The organism is Micromonospora sp. R77 (assembly GCF_022747945.1).
Lineage (GTDB): Bacteria > Actinomycetota > Actinomycetes > Mycobacteriales > Micromonosporaceae > Micromonospora.
The window spans coordinates 4,181,902-4,199,134 of sequence record NZ_JALDST010000001.1; the positions used below are offsets into that span (position 1 = coordinate 4,181,902).

15 protein-coding genes, 3 tRNA genes and 2 pseudogenes are annotated in these 17,233 nt (G+C 74.4%); 16 read left to right on the forward strand and 4 right to left on the reverse strand.

Annotation, left to right across the window (positions count from 1 at the left end; all coding sequences use genetic code 11):
- Positions 1-193 precede the first annotated feature (193 nt).
- From MRQ36_RS19755 to arfB, 7 genes are all read left to right on the forward strand, one after another.
- Positions 194-730 (forward strand): hypothetical protein, encoded by a 537-nt coding sequence (locus tag MRQ36_RS19755; RefSeq protein WP_242797531.1) that lies wholly within the window; start codon positions 194-196, stop codon positions 728-730.
- A gap of 177 nt (positions 731-907) precedes the next feature.
- The gene (locus MRQ36_RS19760; protein WP_242797533.1) at positions 908-1,957 is read left to right on the forward strand and encodes a MoxR family ATPase; all 1,050 of its coding nucleotides are present in this window, start codon (positions 908-910) and stop codon (positions 1,955-1,957) included.
- The gene (locus MRQ36_RS19765) at positions 1,954-2,964 is read left to right on the forward strand and encodes a DUF58 domain-containing protein (RefSeq protein WP_242797535.1); all 1,011 of its coding nucleotides are present in this window, start codon (positions 1,954-1,956) and stop codon (positions 2,962-2,964) included. The genes MRQ36_RS19760 and MRQ36_RS19765 overlap by 4 nt, the downstream gene beginning before the upstream one ends.
- Entirely contained in the window at positions 2,961-3,920 is a 960-nt protein-coding gene (locus tag MRQ36_RS19770) for a VWA domain-containing protein (RefSeq protein ID WP_242797537.1), read from the forward strand. Before MRQ36_RS19765 ends, MRQ36_RS19770 begins: the two co-directional genes overlap by 4 nt.
- Positions 3,921-3,951: 31 nt before the next feature.
- Positions 3,952-4,812: a S1C family serine protease gene (locus MRQ36_RS19775; RefSeq protein ID WP_242797539.1), complete on the forward strand. Its 861-nt coding sequence runs from the start codon at positions 3,952-3,954 to the stop codon at positions 4,810-4,812.
- 128 nt (positions 4,813-4,940) lie between these two features.
- Complete coding sequence (locus MRQ36_RS19780) at positions 4,941-5,249, forward strand: hypothetical protein (RefSeq protein WP_242797541.1); 309 nt, start codon at positions 4,941-4,943, stop codon at positions 5,247-5,249.
- A 9-nt stretch (positions 5,250-5,258) separates the two neighbouring features.
- On the forward strand, positions 5,259-5,684 hold the full coding sequence (gene arfB, locus MRQ36_RS19785) for an alternative ribosome rescue aminoacyl-tRNA hydrolase ArfB (RefSeq protein WP_242797543.1): 426 nt from the start codon (positions 5,259-5,261) through the stop codon (positions 5,682-5,684).
- A 146-nt stretch (positions 5,685-5,830) separates the two neighbouring features.
- Here arfB and MRQ36_RS19790 read toward each other — a convergent pair whose 3' ends face one another.
- Together MRQ36_RS19790 and MRQ36_RS19795 are read right to left on the reverse strand one after the other, a co-directional pair.
- Positions 5,831-6,694: a 3-methyladenine DNA glycosylase gene (locus MRQ36_RS19790; protein WP_242797545.1), complete on the reverse strand. Its 864-nt coding sequence runs from the start codon at positions 6,692-6,694 to the stop codon at positions 5,831-5,833.
- 34 nt (positions 6,695-6,728) lie between these two features.
- A pseudogene (locus MRQ36_RS19795) lies at positions 6,729-8,085 on the reverse strand (hypothetical protein).
- 249 nt (positions 8,086-8,334) lie between these two features.
- On the opposite strand from MRQ36_RS19795, the gene MRQ36_RS19800 reads away from it, so the two are divergent.
- The 4 genes from MRQ36_RS19800 to MRQ36_RS19815 all read left to right on the forward strand — a co-directional run bounded on the left by MRQ36_RS19800 (position 8,335) and on the right by MRQ36_RS19815 (position 9,960).
- Positions 8,335-9,138: a fumarylacetoacetate hydrolase family protein gene (locus MRQ36_RS19800; protein WP_242797547.1), complete on the forward strand. Its 804-nt coding sequence runs from the start codon at positions 8,335-8,337 to the stop codon at positions 9,136-9,138.
- 106 nt (positions 9,139-9,244) lie between these two features.
- A tRNA-Gln gene (locus MRQ36_RS19805) sits at positions 9,245-9,316 on the forward strand.
- 131 nt (positions 9,317-9,447) lie between these two features.
- A tRNA-Glu gene (locus MRQ36_RS19810) sits at positions 9,448-9,520 on the forward strand.
- 367 nt (positions 9,521-9,887) lie between these two features.
- Positions 9,888-9,960 (forward strand) — tRNA-Glu (locus tag MRQ36_RS19815).
- 286 nt (positions 9,961-10,246) lie between these two features.
- On the opposite strand, the gene MRQ36_RS19820 is transcribed toward MRQ36_RS19815, so the two are convergent.
- Positions 10,247-10,933, reverse strand: a complete 687-nt coding sequence (locus MRQ36_RS19820; RefSeq protein WP_013284529.1) for an IclR family transcriptional regulator — start codon at positions 10,931-10,933, stop codon at positions 10,247-10,249.
- A gap of 49 nt (positions 10,934-10,982) precedes the next feature.
- Here MRQ36_RS19820 and leuC point away from each other — a divergent pair, with 49 nt between their 5' ends.
- The 5 genes from leuC to MRQ36_RS19845 all read left to right on the forward strand — a co-directional run bounded on the left by leuC (position 10,983) and on the right by MRQ36_RS19845 (position 16,195).
- The gene (gene leuC / locus MRQ36_RS19825; protein WP_242797549.1) at positions 10,983-12,425 is read left to right on the forward strand and encodes a 3-isopropylmalate dehydratase large subunit; all 1,443 of its coding nucleotides are present in this window, start codon (positions 10,983-10,985) and stop codon (positions 12,423-12,425) included.
- Between the two features lie 19 nt (positions 12,426-12,444).
- Positions 12,445-13,032: a 3-isopropylmalate dehydratase small subunit gene (gene leuD / locus MRQ36_RS19830; RefSeq protein ID WP_242797551.1), complete on the forward strand. Its 588-nt coding sequence runs from the start codon at positions 12,445-12,447 to the stop codon at positions 13,030-13,032.
- A gap of 173 nt (positions 13,033-13,205) precedes the next feature.
- Entirely contained in the window at positions 13,206-13,946 is a 741-nt protein-coding gene (locus MRQ36_RS19835) for an HU family DNA-binding protein (protein WP_308194888.1), read from the forward strand.
- Between the two features lie 1,283 nt (positions 13,947-15,229).
- Positions 15,230-15,823, forward strand: coding sequence for a hypothetical protein (locus MRQ36_RS19840; protein ID WP_242797554.1), 594 nt, complete (start codon positions 15,230-15,232; stop codon positions 15,821-15,823).
- A 162-nt stretch (positions 15,824-15,985) separates the two neighbouring features.
- Positions 15,986-16,195, forward strand: a complete 210-nt coding sequence (locus MRQ36_RS19845; protein WP_242797556.1) for a hypothetical protein — start codon at positions 15,986-15,988, stop codon at positions 16,193-16,195.
- Between the two features lie 122 nt (positions 16,196-16,317).
- On the opposite strand, the pseudogene MRQ36_RS19850 reads toward MRQ36_RS19845, so the two are convergent.
- Positions 16,318-17,191, reverse strand: a pseudogene (locus MRQ36_RS19850) (NUDIX domain-containing protein).
- Positions 17,192-17,233: the final 42 nt, after the last annotated feature.

The window sequence follows — 17,233 nt, forward strand, 5'->3', positions numbered from 1 at the left end:
GGTCACAGACCCGGAGCGCATCGGCGTAATGCCTGCTCAGGCCGGGTGAGGAAAGTTCTGAGACAGGAATTTTCCGCAGCCGGTGAGTGGTCGTTCCGGCGGCTTGTCCGCGGTGCTGAAAAGCTCGGAACAAACTGGCTCGTCATTTCGCGGGTCGGTCATGTCGACACGGTCAACAAAAGGGGGACCTGTCATGGCAAAATTCATTTCCCGTAGGGCGGTCGCGGTCACGTTCGGCGCGCTCGTGCTGACGCTGGCCGGTGGCGGGATCGCCGCCGCCCAGACCACCACGGCGGCCCGGCCCGCCGCCCAGACCGGCCAGCCGGGCGTCGGTTCCGGTGCCGCCGCACGATCCGGCCAGCCGCCGGTGACCCCGGCCCGGGCGGCGGCGGCCAAGGCGGCGCTGAAGAAGGGGGTCAGCCCGTCCTTCATCAACGGCGCCACGTCCTTCGGCGTCGTCAGCAGCGCCGGCACCCTGCTGCGTTCGCGGGACGCCGTCTCCGCGACCAAGTTCGGCGCCGGTCAGTACGAGGTCATCTTCAACCGCAGCCTGACCCGCGCCGCCTACGTGGCCACCGTCGGCACCACCCAGGACTGCTGCATCCCGCCGGCCGGCGAGATCTCGGTCGCGCCGCGGCTGTCCACCCCGAACGGCGTCTTCGTGCAGACGTACGACTCTGCCGGCAACCCGGCGGACCTGCCGTTCCACCTGGCCGTGTTCACCCCCTGATCCCTGCCCGACGAAAGGCGCCGGTCCCGGCGACGGGGCCGGCGCCTTCCTGTCGTCCCGCGATCGCCGGTTGCCTCCGGGGCCCGCGCGACGCTCGTCCCGGTTAGGGGCGCTACGGCCCCGACTGGGGCCGGGAGTCCGACGTTTGCCCGCCCACCGGCCCGGGAAGCAAGCACCGTGACGGACATCTCGGACACCCTGGTCACCGTGCCCAGTCCGGCCGACGCCGAGGCGAGCGGCGCCGCGCTGGAACAGACGCTCTTCGAGGTCAAACGGGTGATCGTCGGGCAGGACCGGCTCGTCGACCGCCTGCTCACCGCCCTGATCGCCGACGGGCACTGCCTGCTCGAGGGCGTGCCCGGCGTCGCGAAGACGCTCGCCGCGCAGACCCTCGCCACGGTTGTCGGCGGCACCTTCTCCCGGATCCAGTTCACCCCCGACCTGGTCCCCTCCGACATCGTCGGCACCCGCATCTACCGCGCCTCCACCGAGACCTTCGACGTCGAGCTGGGCCCGATCATGGCCAACATGGTGCTCGCCGACGAGATCAACCGGGCCCCGGCCAAGGTGCAGTCGGCGCTGCTGGAGGCGATGGCCGAGCGGCAGGTCTCCATCGGTGGCCGCAGCTGGCCGGTCCCGGACCCGTTCCTGGTGCTGGCCACCCAGAACCCGATCGAGTCGGAGGGCGTCTACCAGCTCCCCGAGGCGCAACGCGACCGGTTCCTCATGAAGATCGTGGTCGACTACCCGAGCGACGCCGACGAGCTGGCCATCCTCTACCGGATGAGCGCCGACCGGCCCAGCCCCCGCCAGGTGCTCGACCCGCCCCGACTGCGGGACCTCCAACGCCGGGCGGGCCACGTCTTCGTCCACCACGCCGTCGCCGAGTACGTCGTCCGGCTCATCCTCGCCACCCGGGACCCCGGCCGGTTCGGGCTGGCCGAGCTGGCGCCGCTGCTGGCGTACGGGGCGAGCCCGCGGGCCACCCTCGGCCTGGTCGCCGCCGCCCGCGCCCGGGCGCTGCTGCGGGGCCGGGAGTACGTGCTGCCCGAGGACGTCCGGGAACTCGCGGTGGACGTGCTGGCGCACCGGCTGGTGCTCTCCTTCGACGCGGTGGCCGACGGCATCTCCGCCGAGGCGCTGGTGCGTCGGCTGGTCGAGGCGGTGCCGCCGCCCCGGATCGCCGCCGGCCACCCCGAGGCGGCGCCCGACCTGGCGGCGGCATGAGACGGGCGGCCCCGACGCTCCCGGCCGACGCGCCCGGCCTGGCCGACCTCACCCCCGACCAGCGGCTGCGCCGGTTGGAGCTGACGGTGACCCGGCGGCTGAACGGCATGCTGCACGGGCAGCACCACGGCCTCCTGCCCGGACCGGGCAGTGAGATCGCCGGCAGCCGCGAGTACCGGCCCGGCGAGGACGAGGTGCGCCGGATGGACTGGGCGGTCACCGCCCGCACCACCGTCCCGCACGTCCGGGAGGTCGACGCCGACCGGGAGCTGACCACCTGGCTGCTGGTGGACACCAGCCCGAGCATGGAGTACGGCACCGCCACACTGGACAAACGCGAACTCGCGGTGGCCGCCGTGGCGGCGGTCGGCTTCCTCACCGCCGGGGTCGGCAACCGGCTCGGCGGGCAGCTGCTCGGCCCGAGCGGGCTGCGCCGGTTCCCGGCCCGCAGCGGGCGTACCCACCTGCTGGGGCTGTTGCGGGCCCTGCTCACCGCGCCCCGCACCGGCGGGTACGACCACCCGGACACCGCCCCACTGGCACCGCCCACGCTCACCGACGGCATCGACGGCGTGCAGCGGATGGCCACCCGGCGCGGCCTGGTCGTGCTGGTCTCCGACTTCCTCGACGGGCTGCCGGACGACCCGGCGGGCACCGCGCCGTGGGAGGCCGGGCTGCGCCGGCTCGCCGCCCGCCACCAGGTCCTCGCCGTCGAGGTGACCGACCCGCGTGAGCTGGAACTGCCGGACGTCGGCCTGATCACCCTGGTCGACCCGGAGACCGGCCGGCGACGCGAGGTGTGGACCGGCGACCGGGCCCTGCGGGAGCGCTACGCGGCGGCGGCCACCGCCCAGCGCGACCAGGTGCGCCGCGCGTTGCGCCGGTCCGGGGCCGCCCACCTGGGCCTGCGTACCGACCGGGACTGGAGCGCGGACATCGTCCGGCACGTGCACGCCCAACGCCGGCTGGCCGCCGCGCCGGCCGCCGCCCGGGGAGGTGTCGGATGACCTGGGAGTCACCCGCCCGACTGTGGCTGTTGCTTGGCGTGGCCGCCCTGGTCGTCGGCTATCTGGCGATGCAGCGCCGGCAGAGCCGGTACGCCGTCCGCTTCACCAACCTGCGGTTGCTGGACCGGGTCGCCCCGCGCCGCCCGGCCTGGCGGCGGCACGTCCCGGCCGGACTCTTCCTGGCCATGCTCGCCCTGCTGGTGGTCGGCTTCGCCCGGCCCAGCGCCGAGGTGCGGGTGCCCCGGGAACGGGCCACCGTGATGGTCGCCGTCGACGTCTCCACCTCGATGCTCGCCGGGGACGTCGACCCGGACCGGCTGACCGCCGCCAAGCACGCCGCCCGCCGGTTCGCCGACGGGCTGCCGGACGAGTTCAACGTCGGCCTGGTCGCCTTCGCCGGCAGCGCGGCGGTGGTGGTGCCGCCGTCGACCGACCGGGAGGCGTTGCACGAGGGCATCGAGCGGCTCGACGAGGGCATCACCGGCGTGCAGGGCACCGCCATCGGCGAGGCGATCAGCACCTCGCTGGGCGCGGTGAAGAGCCTGGACAGCACGGCGGCCAAGAACCCGCCGCCGGCCCGGATCATCATCCTCTCGGACGGGGCGAACACCTCCGGGATGGACCCGATGGAGGCGGCGGCGCAGGCCGTCGCCGTGAAGGTCCCGGTGCACACCATCTCGTTCGGCACCCCGTCCGGCACCGTCGACCGGGGCGGGCGGGCGATCCAGGTGCCGGTGGACGGGCAGACCCTCAAGGCGGTCGCCGAGGAGACCGGCGGCGGCTTCCACTCGGCGTCCACCAGCGCGGAGTTGCGCGCCGTCTACGAGGACATCGGCTCCTCGGTCGGCTACCGCAAGGAACGGCAGGACATCTCGGCCCGCTTCATCGGCCTGGGACTGGTGCTCGCGATGGGCGCGGCGGCCGGCTCCCTGCGCTGGTTCTCCCGGCTGCCCTGACCCGCAGCACCCACCCGAGAAGGAGCCACGTATGGCAGTGCAGACCGGACTGGGCGAGCCGCGCGGTCCCTGGTTCATCTCGCCCGAGCTGGACCCGGACGGACGCGGGCGGTGGGACGTACCCGGATCGGAGCGGGCCGCCGGGCCACGCGGCTGGCGCGGCCGGCTGCTGGCCGCCGCCGCGGTGGTGGCCCTCTCCACCCTCTCCGGCGCGGCGGCCGGCAGTTGGGTCGCCGGGCGGGACGGGCCCGGGCCGGCCGCGGCGTCGGCCGCGCCGGTCCCGGCGGAGCTGGTGACCGCGGCCGGGAAGACCGTGCCCGGCGTGGTGTCGGTGCTGGTCGGCGGCGCGTCCGGGGCGTCCGCCAGCGGCTCCGGGTTCGCCATCGACAACGAGCAGCACATCGTCACCAACGACCACATCCTGGCCCGGGGCGGTGCGGGACCGGTGACCGTGGAGATGCCGGACGGCCGGCGGTTCACCGCCGAGGTGGTGGGCCGGGAGCCGGCCAGCGACCTGGCGGTGCTCAAGGTGCCCGCCACGGCGGGGCTGGCGGCGCTGCCGCTGGCCAAGCCGAACTCGACCCGGGTGGGTGAGCCGGTGCTCGCGGTCGGCTCGCCGCTGGGGCTCTCCGGCACGGTCACCGCCGGCATCGTCAGCGCGCTCAACCGGCAGGTCCGGATCGGCTCGGGGCGGCACACCGCGGTCCAGACGGATGCCTCCATCAACCCCGGCAACTCGGGCGGACCGCTGGTCAACGCGCGCGGCGAGGTGGTCGGGGTGAACACCGCCATCGCCACCATCGACGGCAGCGGCTCGATCGGGATCGGGTTCGCCATCCCCATCGACCAGGTCCAGCAGACCGCCGACACCATCATCGGCCGGGGCGGCTGACCGGCCCCGCGGCCCTGACCTGTGGAAAGTCGCCGCGCTGTCAACGTCCGAACGGGAAAAGTGTCGGATATCCGGCGTGGGACCATCGGGCCATGGAAATATTACGCTGAGTATGGATACTGGCGTGGGTGGAGCAAGCTGTCATCGCGGCCCTCCTGGTGGTGGGCCTGATCATCGGATGCGGGGTCGGCGCGGCGTACGCCCGCGCACGGCGCGGCTGGACCGACTACACGGCGGCCAAGAAGACCGTTCCGGGTGCCCGGCGCACCGCCTGGCTGGCGATCCGGGCCGTGGTCACCAAGCTGGGCGTGATCGCCCTGCTGCTGGTCGGCGCGGCGGCCTACGCGGCGGCCGGCTCCGACGAGGAGCGGGCCGGCCCCGCGCCGACGCCCACGCCCACGGTGACCGCCACCCCGGTCCACCGGGTCGGGCGCTAGCCTCGTGGGGTGGACGACGGACTGCGGGTCAGCGAGCGGGTGCTGGTCCCCGGGGCGGAGCTGCGGGAACGCTTCTCCCGCTCGTCCGGCCCGGGTGGCCAGGGCGTCAACACCACCGACTCGCGCGTCGAGCTGAGCTTCGACCTGGCCCGTTCGCCCAGCGTGCCGGAGGCACTGCGCGCCCGCGCGCTGGAACGGCTGGCCGGCCGGCTGGTCGACGGGGTGCTCACCATCGCCGCCAGCGAACACCGGGCGCAGCTGGCCAACCGGGAGGCCGCCCGGGAGCGGATGACCGCGCTGCTGCGCGAGGCGTTCGCCCCACCGCCCCGGTCACGCCGCCCCACCCGCCCGTCCCGGGGCGCCAAGGAACGCCGGCTGGCCGAGAAGAAGCGGCAGTCCCAGCGCAAACGCGACCGCCGGGTCGACGGCGACTGAAGCCGGGGCGACCACCGGGCCCGCGCCGCGCAGCCTGACGCCGACCTCGACCAGCACCACCCCGCCGGCCGGCGCGACGCGTGCCGGGAGCAGGCGGGGCTGCCTTGCCGCCGGCGGACGCACGTCCTCGGCCCGCTACCGGGCGGTCAGTCGATCGCGGCGAGCAGGCGGGCCCGCAACGGCGCGGCCCGCTCGGCGAAGCCGCGCTGCGCGGCGGCGTACTCGGCCCGACCCTCCGGGGTCTCCACCCGCACCGGCGGGTAGCCCAGGTCGGCCAGGTCGTAGGGGCTGGCCCGCATGTCCAGCGTGCGGATCTCCCGGGCCAGCGCGAAACAGTCGGCGACCAGCTCCGACGGCACCAGCGGCGAGAGCTTGTACGCCCACTTGTAGAGATCCATGTTGGCGTGCAGACAGCCCGGCTGCTCCAGCTCGTGCTGACTCTCCCTCGTCGGGGCGAGCAGGTTCAGCGGCCGGGCCGGCGCGGTGAAGAAGCGGAACGCGTCGAAGTGGCTGCACCGCACCCCGCGCTCCTGCACCACCGCCGCCGTCTCGTCCGGGCTCAGCCGCAGCGGCCAGGCGTTGTGGCGTACCTCCTGCTGGGTCTGGCGGTAGACCATCGCCCACTCGTGCATCCCGAAGCAGCCGAGGTGGGCGGGGCGGCCGGCGGTCGCGGCGAGCAGCCGGCGGATCCAGTCGAGCGACTCGGCGCGCCGCGCGCGTACGCGATCGGTGTCGACGGTGAGACCGGCGGGGCCGGCGCGGTAGTCGCGGCCGAACTCCGCCGGGTCGGCGTCGCGCAGCGCGACGCCGGCACCCGGATGCCAGCGGCGCAGCTGGGCCGGGCGGTGCGAGTAGTAGGTGAAGAGGAAGTCCTCCACCGGGTGCTTCGCCCCGGTGCGGCGGCGGGCCAGGTGCGGGTCGAGCCAGGCGTCCACCCGCTGCTCGTGGGCCCGCCGCCGGGCCTGCCAGTCGGCCCGGTCGAGGGCGGCGGGGGCGAGGGCGGCGGTCACGGACCCCAGGGTACGACCGCCGCCCGCCGACCGGTCAGGGCACGTCCACCCGCACCCCGGCGGAGAAGACCCCGCTGCGCAGCTCCAACTGTCTGGGTGGGGTGCTGCCCGTGCTGAAGACCAGCGGGAGCACCACCCGGGTGCCTGCGGCGACCGGCTGGGCGAAGACGTCCCGACCCAGGTTCGCCAGCCGGGTGGCGTCCTCGTCGGTGCTGACCCAGTTGCCACCCGGCAGGTACGCCCGCTGCAGCTGGCCGTGCCAGGTCTGCTCCTCCGGCGTGAGGTTCCGCACGCCCACGGTGGCCTGGCACTGCCGGCCGCCGGCCGCCCCGGTCGTGCCCGTAGCTCCGGTCGTGCCCGTCGCTCCGGTCGTGCCCGACGCGGTGTCGCAGGCGACCCGGTAGACGGTGAACTCGAACGCCGACTCGCGCAGCGGCACGCCGAGCCCGCCGGTCACGCTCTGCCCCTGCCACGCGCCGCTGGTCGGCTGCTTCGCGGTGTCGATCGCGGCGACCCGCTGGGTGGCCGTCCAGGCCGCCGCGCCCACCACCCCGGCGAGCACCGCCGCCGCCACCGGGACCACCAGCCAGACCGACGGGGTACGGCGCCGTACGCCGGGCGCCGGCATCGCCGGGCGCGGATAGACCGTCCCACCTCCCGGCGGGACGCCGGCCCCACCGGCCATGGTCGTCGTGCCGGGCCGCGCCGGGCCACCGGAACCACGGCGCTGCCGCCACCACCACAGCACGCCGCCACCGACCACCAGGAGGGCGGCGAGGGCCGCGAAGAGCACCGGTGGGCGACGCCACACCGGGGTGGCCGTCTCCTGCGCCACGGGTACGGCCGCCGCCTGCCAGGTCGCGGTGCCGCAGTCGTACGGGCGGGTGCCGTCGGTGCCGTACGCGCAGGCGGGCGCGGTGGCCGGTCGGTCCGCCGGGGCACGCAGCGCGGTGTGCAGCGTGGTGCTGCTGTGCGCCGGCAGCTTCAGCCGCCAGGTCACCTCGCCCGCGGTGGCGGCACCGGCGGGGCGGCTGGTCCGGCCACCGGCGGTGACCGTGGTGGCCGACGACCCGGGCGGAGTTCCTGCCGGACCATGGTGTCCACCGGCGTGTCCCCGGTGTTGCGGACGTTGATCCGGTAGGCCGGCGCCGGGGTGCCGGCCGGGGCCACCGCCACGGTCACCGGCGACGGTGCCGGACGCAGCGGCGGCGGGCTGCTCGTCGGCACCGCCGGTGGGGCGGCCGGCATGCCGGACGGCGCGGCCGGCGCGGTCCCGGCGGCTGCCGGGTGCACGGACGCCGTCGGGCTGCCGGGTGCGCGGACGCCGCCTCGGGCGCCGGACCGGGCAGCGCCGGCACGGCGGCGAGGACGCCCAGGCAGTTCACGAGCACCGCGAGGGCCCTGTGGTGTCGTCTCGATGCAGGCATACGAACGCACCTCCGGACCCGAAGCTATGGGGCCGGCCCCGCCGTGCGGGTACGAAGTCCGCATTCCCGCCCCCGCCATGTCGCGACGGCCTATGCTGCGCCCCACCTCGCGGTGGAGTGTCTCGCGGTGGCGTGTGCTGTGCTCCGCCTCGCGGATGTGCCGCGCGTCGCCGGGTGCCGTGGGTGACCCGGGGTCGGGGATAGATTGGCCGGGTGCGTATCGCTCGTTTTGCTCATGCCAAGGGAATGTCGTTCGGGGTCGTCGAGGGCGAGCCGGAGGCCGGGCCGCAGGGCCTGACCATCGCCGAGATCGAGGGCCACCCGTTCGGACAGATCCAGTTCTCCGGTGCCCGCTGGGCGCTCTCCGACGTGCGGCTGCTCTCCCCGATCCTGCCCAGCAAGGTGGTCTGCGTCGGGCGCAACTATGCCGAGCACGCCGCCGAGCACGGCAGCGAGGTGCCCAAGGAGCCGCTGCTCTTCCTCAAGCCCTCCACCTCGGTGATCGGCCCCCGGGACGCGATCCGGCTGCCGATCTTCTCCAAGCAGGTGGAGCACGAGGCCGAGCTGGCCGTGGTGATCGGCGCGCCGGGCGCGCGCCGGGCCGACCGGGCCGCCGCCGAGCGGGCCATCTTCGGCTACACCTGCGCCAACGACGTGACCGCCCGGGACCTCCAGCGCTCCGACGGCCAGTGGACCCGGGCCAAGGGCTTCGACTCGTTCTGCCCGATCGGCCCGTGGATCACCACCGGCCTGGACGTCTCCGACCTGGAGATCCGCTGTGAGGTGGGTCGCAACCCGGAGGAGATGGAGGTACGCCAGCTCGGCCGGACGAAGGACATGGTCTTCGACGTCGCGGGCCTGGTGTCGTACATCTCCCACGTGATGACGCTGCTCCCCGGCGACGTGGTGCTGACCGGCACGCCGGCGGGGGTTAGCCCGCTGACGGAGGGGGATACGGTCACCGTGCGGATCGAGGGGATCGGCGAACTCAGCAACCCGGTGGTTCCGGTCTCCTGACCCGTACGACGCCCCGTTTTCGCTGGTCAGAGGCGGTTCGGGGGGTTGGATTTGGCCTGTCGGCACCGGGAGGGTAAAGTTCATTCCCGGCGCCGCAAGGGGCCAATGGGGTATGGGGTAATTGGCAGCCCGACTGATTCTGGTTCAGTTAGTCTAGGTTCGAGTCCTGGTACCCCAGCGCAACTGCGGGTTCGTGAGAACCCCGGACGCTGGATTCTGACGAGTCCCACTCCGTCCCCTCGGGGGCGAGGGGTGAGCTCTGATAGAGTGCAGCTTCCTCACCACCAGAGTGAGGAAGCACAAAGTTCTGGCCCCGTCGTCTAGCGGCCCAGGACGCCGCCCTCTCAAGGCGGTAGCGCCGGTTCGAATCCGGTCGGGGCTACAGCGCTGACAGCCCGTTCCACCTCGGTGGGACGGGCTTCTTCGTGTCCCGGCGCCGCTGTTCCGCTACCGCTTGTCCCCGTGCCGCTGTTCCGGTCTCACGGGGCCGGTCTCACGGGTCCGGTGTCCGGTGTCCAGGTCCCGGCCCGGCCAGCCGTCCCAGCCCAGCCCAGCCCGGTGTCCGGTGTCCCGGCCCGGTGCCAGGTGGTTCGGTCCGGCGGTGTCCGGTGGTTCGGTCCCGGCCCGTGTCGGTGCGGCCCTGGGCGGGTGGGCCCGCGGTTGCGGGGACCCCGTCGTGGGCGGGGCGTACCGTGCCGCTAGACTACTGCGGCACCGCTCGTCAGGGCGGTGAAGCAGGAAAAGTGCCTGGCCCCGTCGTCTAGCGGCCCAGGACGCCGCCCTCTCAAGGCGGTAGCGCCGGTTCGAATCCGGTCGGGGCTACAGCTCGAACGGCCCGTCTCGCCCCGCGAGACGGGCCGTTCGCCTTCCTACGCGCTCCGCGCCCCACGCGCTCCGCGCGTGACAGCCATGGCGTTCCACTCACGCCCCGTTGGCGCGTTACCGCCCGGCCCCCCGCTGAGCCCCGCCCCACCCGCCCCGCAGCGGGCCGAGCGGGCGACGAGCAAGAGGTTTGCGTCGTCGGAAGGCGGATCCACGACGCAAACCTCTTGATCAACGCGGCCGGGGCGGGTGGCGGGGGTCAGCAGGGAAGGAGGGAAGGAGGGGGTCAGAGGCCGGAGAGGCGTTGGCCGGCGCGGACGACGGCCATGGCGTGACGTTCGCCGGGGCGGCGGCCGAGGCGCTCGATCGGGCCGGAGATGCTGATCGCGGCGATGACCCGACCGGTGCGGTCCCGGATCGGCGCCGAGACGCTCGCCACACCGGCCTCGCGCTCGGCGACGCTCTGCGCCCAGCCTCGGCGGCGTACCTCGGCGAGGGTGCGGCCGGTGAACTTGGAGCGGGGCAGCAGCGGCATCACCGCCTCGGGCGGCTCCCAGGCGAGCAGGATCTGCGCGGCGGAGCCCGCCGTCATCGGCAGCACCGAGCCCACCGGCACGGTGTCCCGCAGGCCGCTGGCCCGCTCGGCGGCGGCCACGCAGATCCGTTCGTCGGCCCGGCGCAGGTAGAGCTGGGCGCTCTCCCCGGTGGCGTCGCGCAGCGCCGCGAGCAGCGGCTCGGCCGCGGTCAGCAGCACGTCCGGCGCGGCGTTGGCCAGCTCACCGAGCCGGGGCCCGGGGCGCCAGCGCCCCTGGGTGTCCCGGACCAGCATCCGGTGTATCTCCAGCGCCTGTGCCAGCCGGTGCGCGGTGGCCCGGGGCAGCTTGGTGCGTTCAACGAGTTCGGCCAGGCTGGCGCCGTCGACACAGGCGGCCAGGATGACCACCGCCTTGTCGAGAACGCCGACACCGCTCATACTGTGTCCCACAAGCCGAAATTTACCTCCCAGAATTTAGGATGTCCAGATGGTGGGAGTCACTCAACCGAGGACCCTGGCCGAGAAGGTCTGGGACGCACACGTGGTCCGGTCCGCCGAGGGGGAGCCGGATCTGCTCTTCATCGACCTGCACCTGCTGCACGAGGTCACCAGCCCGCAGGCCTTCGACGGCCTCCGGCTGGCCGGCCGCCGGGTCCGTCGTACCGACCTGACGATCGCGACCGAGGACCACAACACCCCGACCGGGTACGCCGACCCCGCGTTCCGCTCCCGGCGCGGCGACCTGCTCACCATCGCGGACCCCACCTCCCGCACCCAGATCGAGACGCTGCGCCGCAACTGCGCCGAGTTCGGCGTACGGCTGCACCCGCTGGGCGACGAGAACCAGGGCATCGTGCACGTCATCGGCCCGCAGCTCGGCCTCACCCAGCCCGGCATGACCATCGTCTGCGGCGACTCGCACACCGCCACCCACGGCGCGTTCGGCGCCCTCGCGTTCGGCATCGGCACCAGCGAGGTCGAGCACGTGCTGGCCACCCAGACCCTGCCGCAGACCCGCCCGCGGACCATGGCGGTGAACGTGGTCGGCGAGCTGGCCCCGGGCGTCACCGCCAAGGACCTGGTGCTCGCCCTGATCGCCCAGGTGGGCACCGGCGGCGGGCGCGGCCACATCGTGGAGTACCGGGGCGAGGCGATCCGGAACCTCTCCATGGAGGGGCGGATGACCATCGCCAACATGTCCATCGAGTGGGGCGCCAAGGCCGGCATGATCGCGCCGGACGAGACCACCTTCGCGTACCTGAAGGGGCGGCCGAACGCGCCGCAGGGCGCCGACTGGGACGCGGCGCTGGAGTACTGGCGGACGCTGCCCACCGACGACGGCGCGACCTTCGACGCCGAGGTGACCCTGGAGGCGAGCCGGATCACCCCCTTCGTCACCTGGGGCACCAACCCCGGCCAGGGTGCCCCGCTGGACGCGGCGGTGCCGGACCCGGAGGAGTTCGTGACCGAGGCCGAGCAGACCGCCGCCCGGCGCGCCCTGGAGTACATGGACCTCACCCCCGGTACGCCGCTGCGGGACCTCGCCGTCGACGTGGTCTTCGTCGGCTCCTGCACCAACGGCCGGCTGGAGGACCTGCGGGCCGCCGCCGACGTGCTGCGCGGCCACCGGGTCGCCGACGGCGTACGGATGCTGGTGGTGCCCGGATCCGCCCAGGTGCGCGAGGCGGCCGAGGCGGAGGGGCTGGACAAGGTCTTCGCCGACGCGGGCGCCGAGTGGCGCTTCGCCGGCTGCTCCATGTGTCTGGGCATGAACCCGGACACGTTGCAGCCCGGTCAGCGCTCGGCCTCCACCTCCAACCGCAACTTCGAGGGCCGCCAGGGCCGGGGTGGGCGTACCCACCTGGTGTCCCCGCCGGTCGCCGCCGCCACCGCCGTGGCCGGCCGGCTGGCCGCCCCCGCCGACCTGTAGAAGGGCAGAGCTGCTCCCGATGGACAAGTTCACCGTTCACACCGGCACCGCGGTGCCGCTGCGCCGTTCCAACGTGGACACCGATCAGATCATCCCCGCCGTGTACCTCAAGCGGGTGACCCGGACCGGTTTCGCGGACGGGCTCTTCAACGCGTGGCGGGAGGACCCGTCATTCGTGCTCAACGATCCCGTTCATTCCGGTGCGTCGATTCTCGTGGCAGGCCCGGAGTTCGGCACCGGCTCGTCCCGGGAGCACGCCGTCTGGGCGCTGCGCGACTGGGGCTTCCGCGCGGTGATCTCGCCCCGCTTCGGTGACATCTTCCGGGGCAACGCCCTCAAGGAAGGGTTGCTCCCGGTCGAGCTGGAATTGAAAGCGGTCGAGGAGATCTGGGACCGGATCGAGGCCGACCCGACCACTGCGGTGACCGTCGACCTGGCCGCCCGCGAGGTTCGGGTCGGGGAGTCGACCTGGGCGTTCCCGCTCGACGACCACAGCCGCTGGCGGTTGATGGAAGGCTTGGATGACATTGGACTCACCCTCCGGCACGAGGCCGAGATCAGTGCCTTCGAGGTGACCCGACCGTCGTTCCTGCCTTCCGTCGCATAGCCGTACGCCCGAGGCGTACATCGGTTTTCGCCCCCACCGGCCCGGCCGGTGGGGGCGAATCCGTTACGACACAAGGGCTTTTTTCGACCGAATGTTTGTGTCCAGGCAGCACAGGGCATACCGTGCGCGCAGAATGGCTCGCGTCGAGTCAGTTGCACAATCGGGAGGAAGTCGTGAACAAGGCCGAGCTCATCGAGGCGCTCGCCGTTCGCCTGGGGGACCGGAAGACGGCGACGGCCGCGCTCGACGCGGTCCTCGCTGAGGTCCAGGCGGCGGTCACCAAGGGCGAGAAGGTGGCGATCACCGGATTCGGAGCGTTCGAAAAGCGTGTCCGGGGTGCCCGAACAGCCCGTAACCCGCGGACCGGCGAGGCGGTGAAGGTCAAGAAGACCTCCGTCCCGACGTTCCGCCCGGGTGCCGGATTCAAGGAGATGGTGGCCAGCGGCAAACCGCCGAAGGTCGCGGCAGCCGCGAAGAAGACCACCGCGGCCGCCACCGGTGCCAAGGCCACCGGCGCCAAGGCGACCGGCACGAAGGCCACCGGCGCCAAGGCGACGGGGGCGAAGGCGACCGGTGCCAAGGCCACTGGTGCCAAGGCGACCGGCGCGAAGGCGACCGGCGCGAAGGCGACCGGCGCGAAGGCCACGGCGGCGAAGAAGACCACCGCCGCGGCGAGCAAGAAGGCCGCACCCGCCAAGGCCACCAAGACCACGGCCGCCACCAAGAAGGCGGCTCCGGCCAAGAAGAGCGCGGCGGCCACCAAGACCACGGCGGCGAAGAAGACCACCGCCGCCACGAAGAGCGCCGCGGCGAAGAAGACCACCGCGGCCAAGAGCACCACGACGAAGAGCACGGCGGCCAAGAAGGCGCCGGCGAAGAAGGCCCCGGCCAAGAAGGCAGCCACCAAGCGCTGAGGCGTCCCGGCCCTCGAAGGGCGTCCACCCGCGTGGGGTGGGCGCCCTTCGTCGCGTACGGCCGCCGGCCCGCTGGTCCGCCGGGACGGACGGTTGACCGGCGAGCCGGGCCGCGCGCAGAATCGCCGTGCCGACCCACCCCTCGGGTCGGGGAGGAGAGGGCGCCCGTGCGCCACCGTCACCTGTCCACGGCAACCCTCGCCGTGGGCGTCGTGCTCCTGGTGGACGTGCTGCGGGTCTGGCTGCCGTCGATCATCACCATCTTCGGGCAGGCCGCCTCGACGCCGGCCGAGCTGATGGGGGCGTTCGCGCTCGGCTGGTTCCTGCTCGCCCTCGCCGTCCCGCCCGTCGTACACCGGCTCGGTGCCCGCCCGGTCGGCCTGGCCGCGGCGGTGGTCCTGGCCGGGGCGCGGTTGTCCCTCACCGCCGCACCCGGCGGCCGGGCCCAGTTTCATTGCCTGCGCCGGCCTGCTGGCCGGCTTGGCCTGGCTCGCCGCCACCGCCGCCGGTACCGACCGCCTCGGTACCGGGGCTGGGCGGCGGGCTGTTCGCCGCCGCCGGGGCCGCCCTGTTCGGCACCGAGGACCTGGTCCGGTGCGGCGGCGCAGCGTCGCCTGACGCTGAGTGCCCTGCTGGTGGTGGTCTTCCTGGTCGGTCGCGGCGCTCGCGCCCACGCCGACCGGGTCTCGCCTCGCCGGTCCTGCCGACCGGCTCCTTGCCCCGCCGGGCCTGGTGGGCGCAGCGGACGGCCCGGTCCGGTCCGCGACTGCCGACGCCGGTGCGCCGCGACGTGTCGGTGCGCCTGTTCCCGCCGCCGTGCCGGTGGGTGGCGGTGGGGTCTGCGCGTGGCTGTCGGCCGGTCCGGCCCTGCTGCTGGCCGGGCAGGTGGCGCTCGCCCCGGCGGTGTGGGACGCCGCGCTGTCCTACCGCACGGCTCGCTCCGCGCTGCCGGGGCTGGGTCTACCCCGGAGGGCGCTGTCGGTGCTGCTGGCGCTCGCCGTCGGACTGTTCCTGCTGGGCCTCTCCGGGCCGGCCGGCGGTCGGGCCGCCCGGTTGCTCTGGCCGGCCGCGCTGGTGGCCGGTGCGGTCCTCTTCGCCACCGACCGCCCGGCCTGGCTGGTACCGGCCTTCGTGCCCACTGCCGCCGGTCTCGGCGGCTGCCTGCGCCTGACCGGACACCCCGGCCGGCGGAGCACCCGGCACAGCCTGGCGGCCGGCCGCAGCGTCGGGGCGCAGCCCGCAGGTCGCGTTCGCTGCGGCGGGGCTACGCGGCCGTCGGCGGGATGCTCCTCTTCGCGGTCGGTGCGGTGGCCTACTACGCCGCCTACGACCTCGGCTATCCCAACGGGTGGGTGCCGGTGGGAGCGGCCCTGTTCGTCGCCCTGGCGGCCGTCCGAGGGGCGGAGAACGTCGCCCTGCCGGCCGTCGGGGGGCCGGAGAAGGCTGTGCCGGCACCCGCCCGGGACTGGCTGGTCGTGTCGGTGGTGCTGGTGACCGGCGCGACCGGGTGGCTGCACCGGCCGGCCGTGCCGCCGCCCGGCGACGGGCCGCCGCCGAGCGTGCGGGTGGTGGCGTACAACATCCGGATGGGCTTCGGGCTGGACGGGCGGCTCGACCTGGCCGGCCTGCATCGCGCGCTCACCCGCACCAGGCCGGACGTGGTGGTGCTCAGCGAGGTGGACCGGGGCTGGCTGCTCAACGGCGGCCACGACACGCTCGCCCTGCTGGCTGGGCGGCGGCTGCGCATGCGGTACGTCTTCGCCTCGCCGCCGACCCGGTCTGGGGCGACGCGGTGCTCAGCCGCTGGCCCGTCCGGCACCGGTCGGACCTGGCCGTTGCCGCGCTCGGCAGCCCACCGGGCGCAGGCCTCGGCGTGACGCTCGACCTCGGCGGCGGTACGCGGCTCGCGGTGGTCGCCACCCACCTGCAACCACCGCCGGGCCGGGGACCGGCATCCAGGCCCGCGAGGTCGCCGCCTTCGGCCTGGTACGCGGCCGGCGCTCCGCTGGTGCTGGCCGGCGACCTGAACACCGAACCGGGTGACCCGGCGTTCGGCGAGTTCACCGCCGCCGGGCTGGCCGACGCGCTGGTGGCGGCCCGCCCGTTGCCGGACCAGCCCCGCCGACCGGCCCCGCGAGCAGATCGACCACGTCCTCGTCTCACCCGGCGTCACCGCCACCGACGCCACGGCCCCGCCCGGCACCGCCAGCGACCACCTCCCGGTCGCGGTCACCCTCACCCTGCCCTGAACCACCCGCCCGCCCCGCCGCCCCGGCCGACATTGCGGCACGGTCCGACAGCGCCGCGGCCGAAATTGCCGCCGGCCCGACGTCGACCGGGGTTCCTGCGCCACCCGGCGCCGGCCGGCCGATCAGAGGCGGTCGGCGGCCAGGAGACGGTCGGTGGTGAAGGCGAGGAGCCAGCCGCCGCCCTTGGGGGTGGTGAAGTCCTCGTCGGCGCGGCCGGTGAGGCGTTCCAGCGCGCCGGGGAGCACCTTGCCCTGGCTGCACACGGCGACCGGTGCGCCGGCGGCGGCCAGCTCGGCGAGGCGGGCGGCGGCGGCCAGCGCGCACTCCTCCGGCTGCTGGCCGGGCTTCGGCTCGTCGAAGTCGCCGACCACCTCGATCGGGAGGTCCAGCAGGGCGGCGGCCGGGTCGTGGTCTGCACGCAGCGGCGGGCCGAGGCGGAGAGCAGGCGTACCGGGCGGACCAGGGCCACCAGCGGGGCCAGGGCGGAAGTCGTCATGTCCGGCCGGCGGCGTCCAGCGGGCGGCCGGTGTCCGGACTGACCAGGCCGGCGTGCGCGTGCCGGACCACCGCCAGCACGGCGGTCACCTCGGGCAGGGCGGCGAAGGCGCGCAGCACCTCGGCGTCGTGCGGATAGCTGACCAGGCGTACGGCGTCGTCGACGGGGAGCCAGCGGACGTCGTCGACCTCGGTGCCGGGCTGGAAGCCGCCCGCGCCCACCGCCCGCATCGACCAGTAGTCGACGGTCTTCGGGCGGCCCTCGCTGCGGTAGTGGACGGTGGGCAGGCGGACCTGCGGCACCGCCCGTACGTCGCTCTCCTCGGCGATCTCGCGGACCGCCGCGAGCAGCGGATGCTCACCCCGTTCGAGCTTGCCCTTCGGCAGCGACCAGTCGCCGTAGCGGGGGCGGTGCACGAGGCAGACCTCGACCCCCCGGGCCCCCGGCCGCCAGGCCACCCCGCCCGCCGCCCGGATGCCCACCGGCTCGTCGTCCGTCATCCGCCCACCGTAAGCCCGGCCACCCCGCCCGGACCCGTCACG

Excerpts from the sequence above, each read along its gene's own strand:
- MRQ36_RS19755 (WP_242797531.1), top strand. The coding sequence starts at position 194 with ATGGCAAAATTCATTTCCCGTAGGGCGGTCGCGGTCACGTTCGGCGCG.
- MRQ36_RS19765 (WP_242797535.1), top strand. The coding sequence starts at position 1,954 with ATGAGACGGGCGGCCCCGACGCTCCCGGCCGACGCGCCCGGCCTGGCC.
- MRQ36_RS19770 (WP_242797537.1), top strand. The coding sequence starts at position 2,961 with ATGACCTGGGAGTCACCCGCCCGACTGTGGCTGTTGCTTGGCGTGGCC.
- MRQ36_RS19775 (WP_242797539.1), top strand. The coding sequence starts at position 3,952 with ATGGCAGTGCAGACCGGACTGGGCGAGCCGCGCGGTCCCTGGTTCATC.
- MRQ36_RS19820 (WP_013284529.1), bottom strand. The coding sequence starts at position 10,933 with ATGAGCGGTGTCGGCGTTCTCGACAAGGCGGTGGTCATCCTGGCCGCC.
- leuC (WP_242797549.1), top strand. The coding sequence starts at position 10,983 with ATGGTGGGAGTCACTCAACCGAGGACCCTGGCCGAGAAGGTCTGGGAC.
- leuD (WP_242797551.1), top strand. The coding sequence starts at position 12,445 with ATGGACAAGTTCACCGTTCACACCGGCACCGCGGTGCCGCTGCGCCGT.
- MRQ36_RS19840 (WP_242797554.1), top strand. The coding sequence starts at position 15,230 with ATGCTCCTCTTCGCGGTCGGTGCGGTGGCCTACTACGCCGCCTACGAC.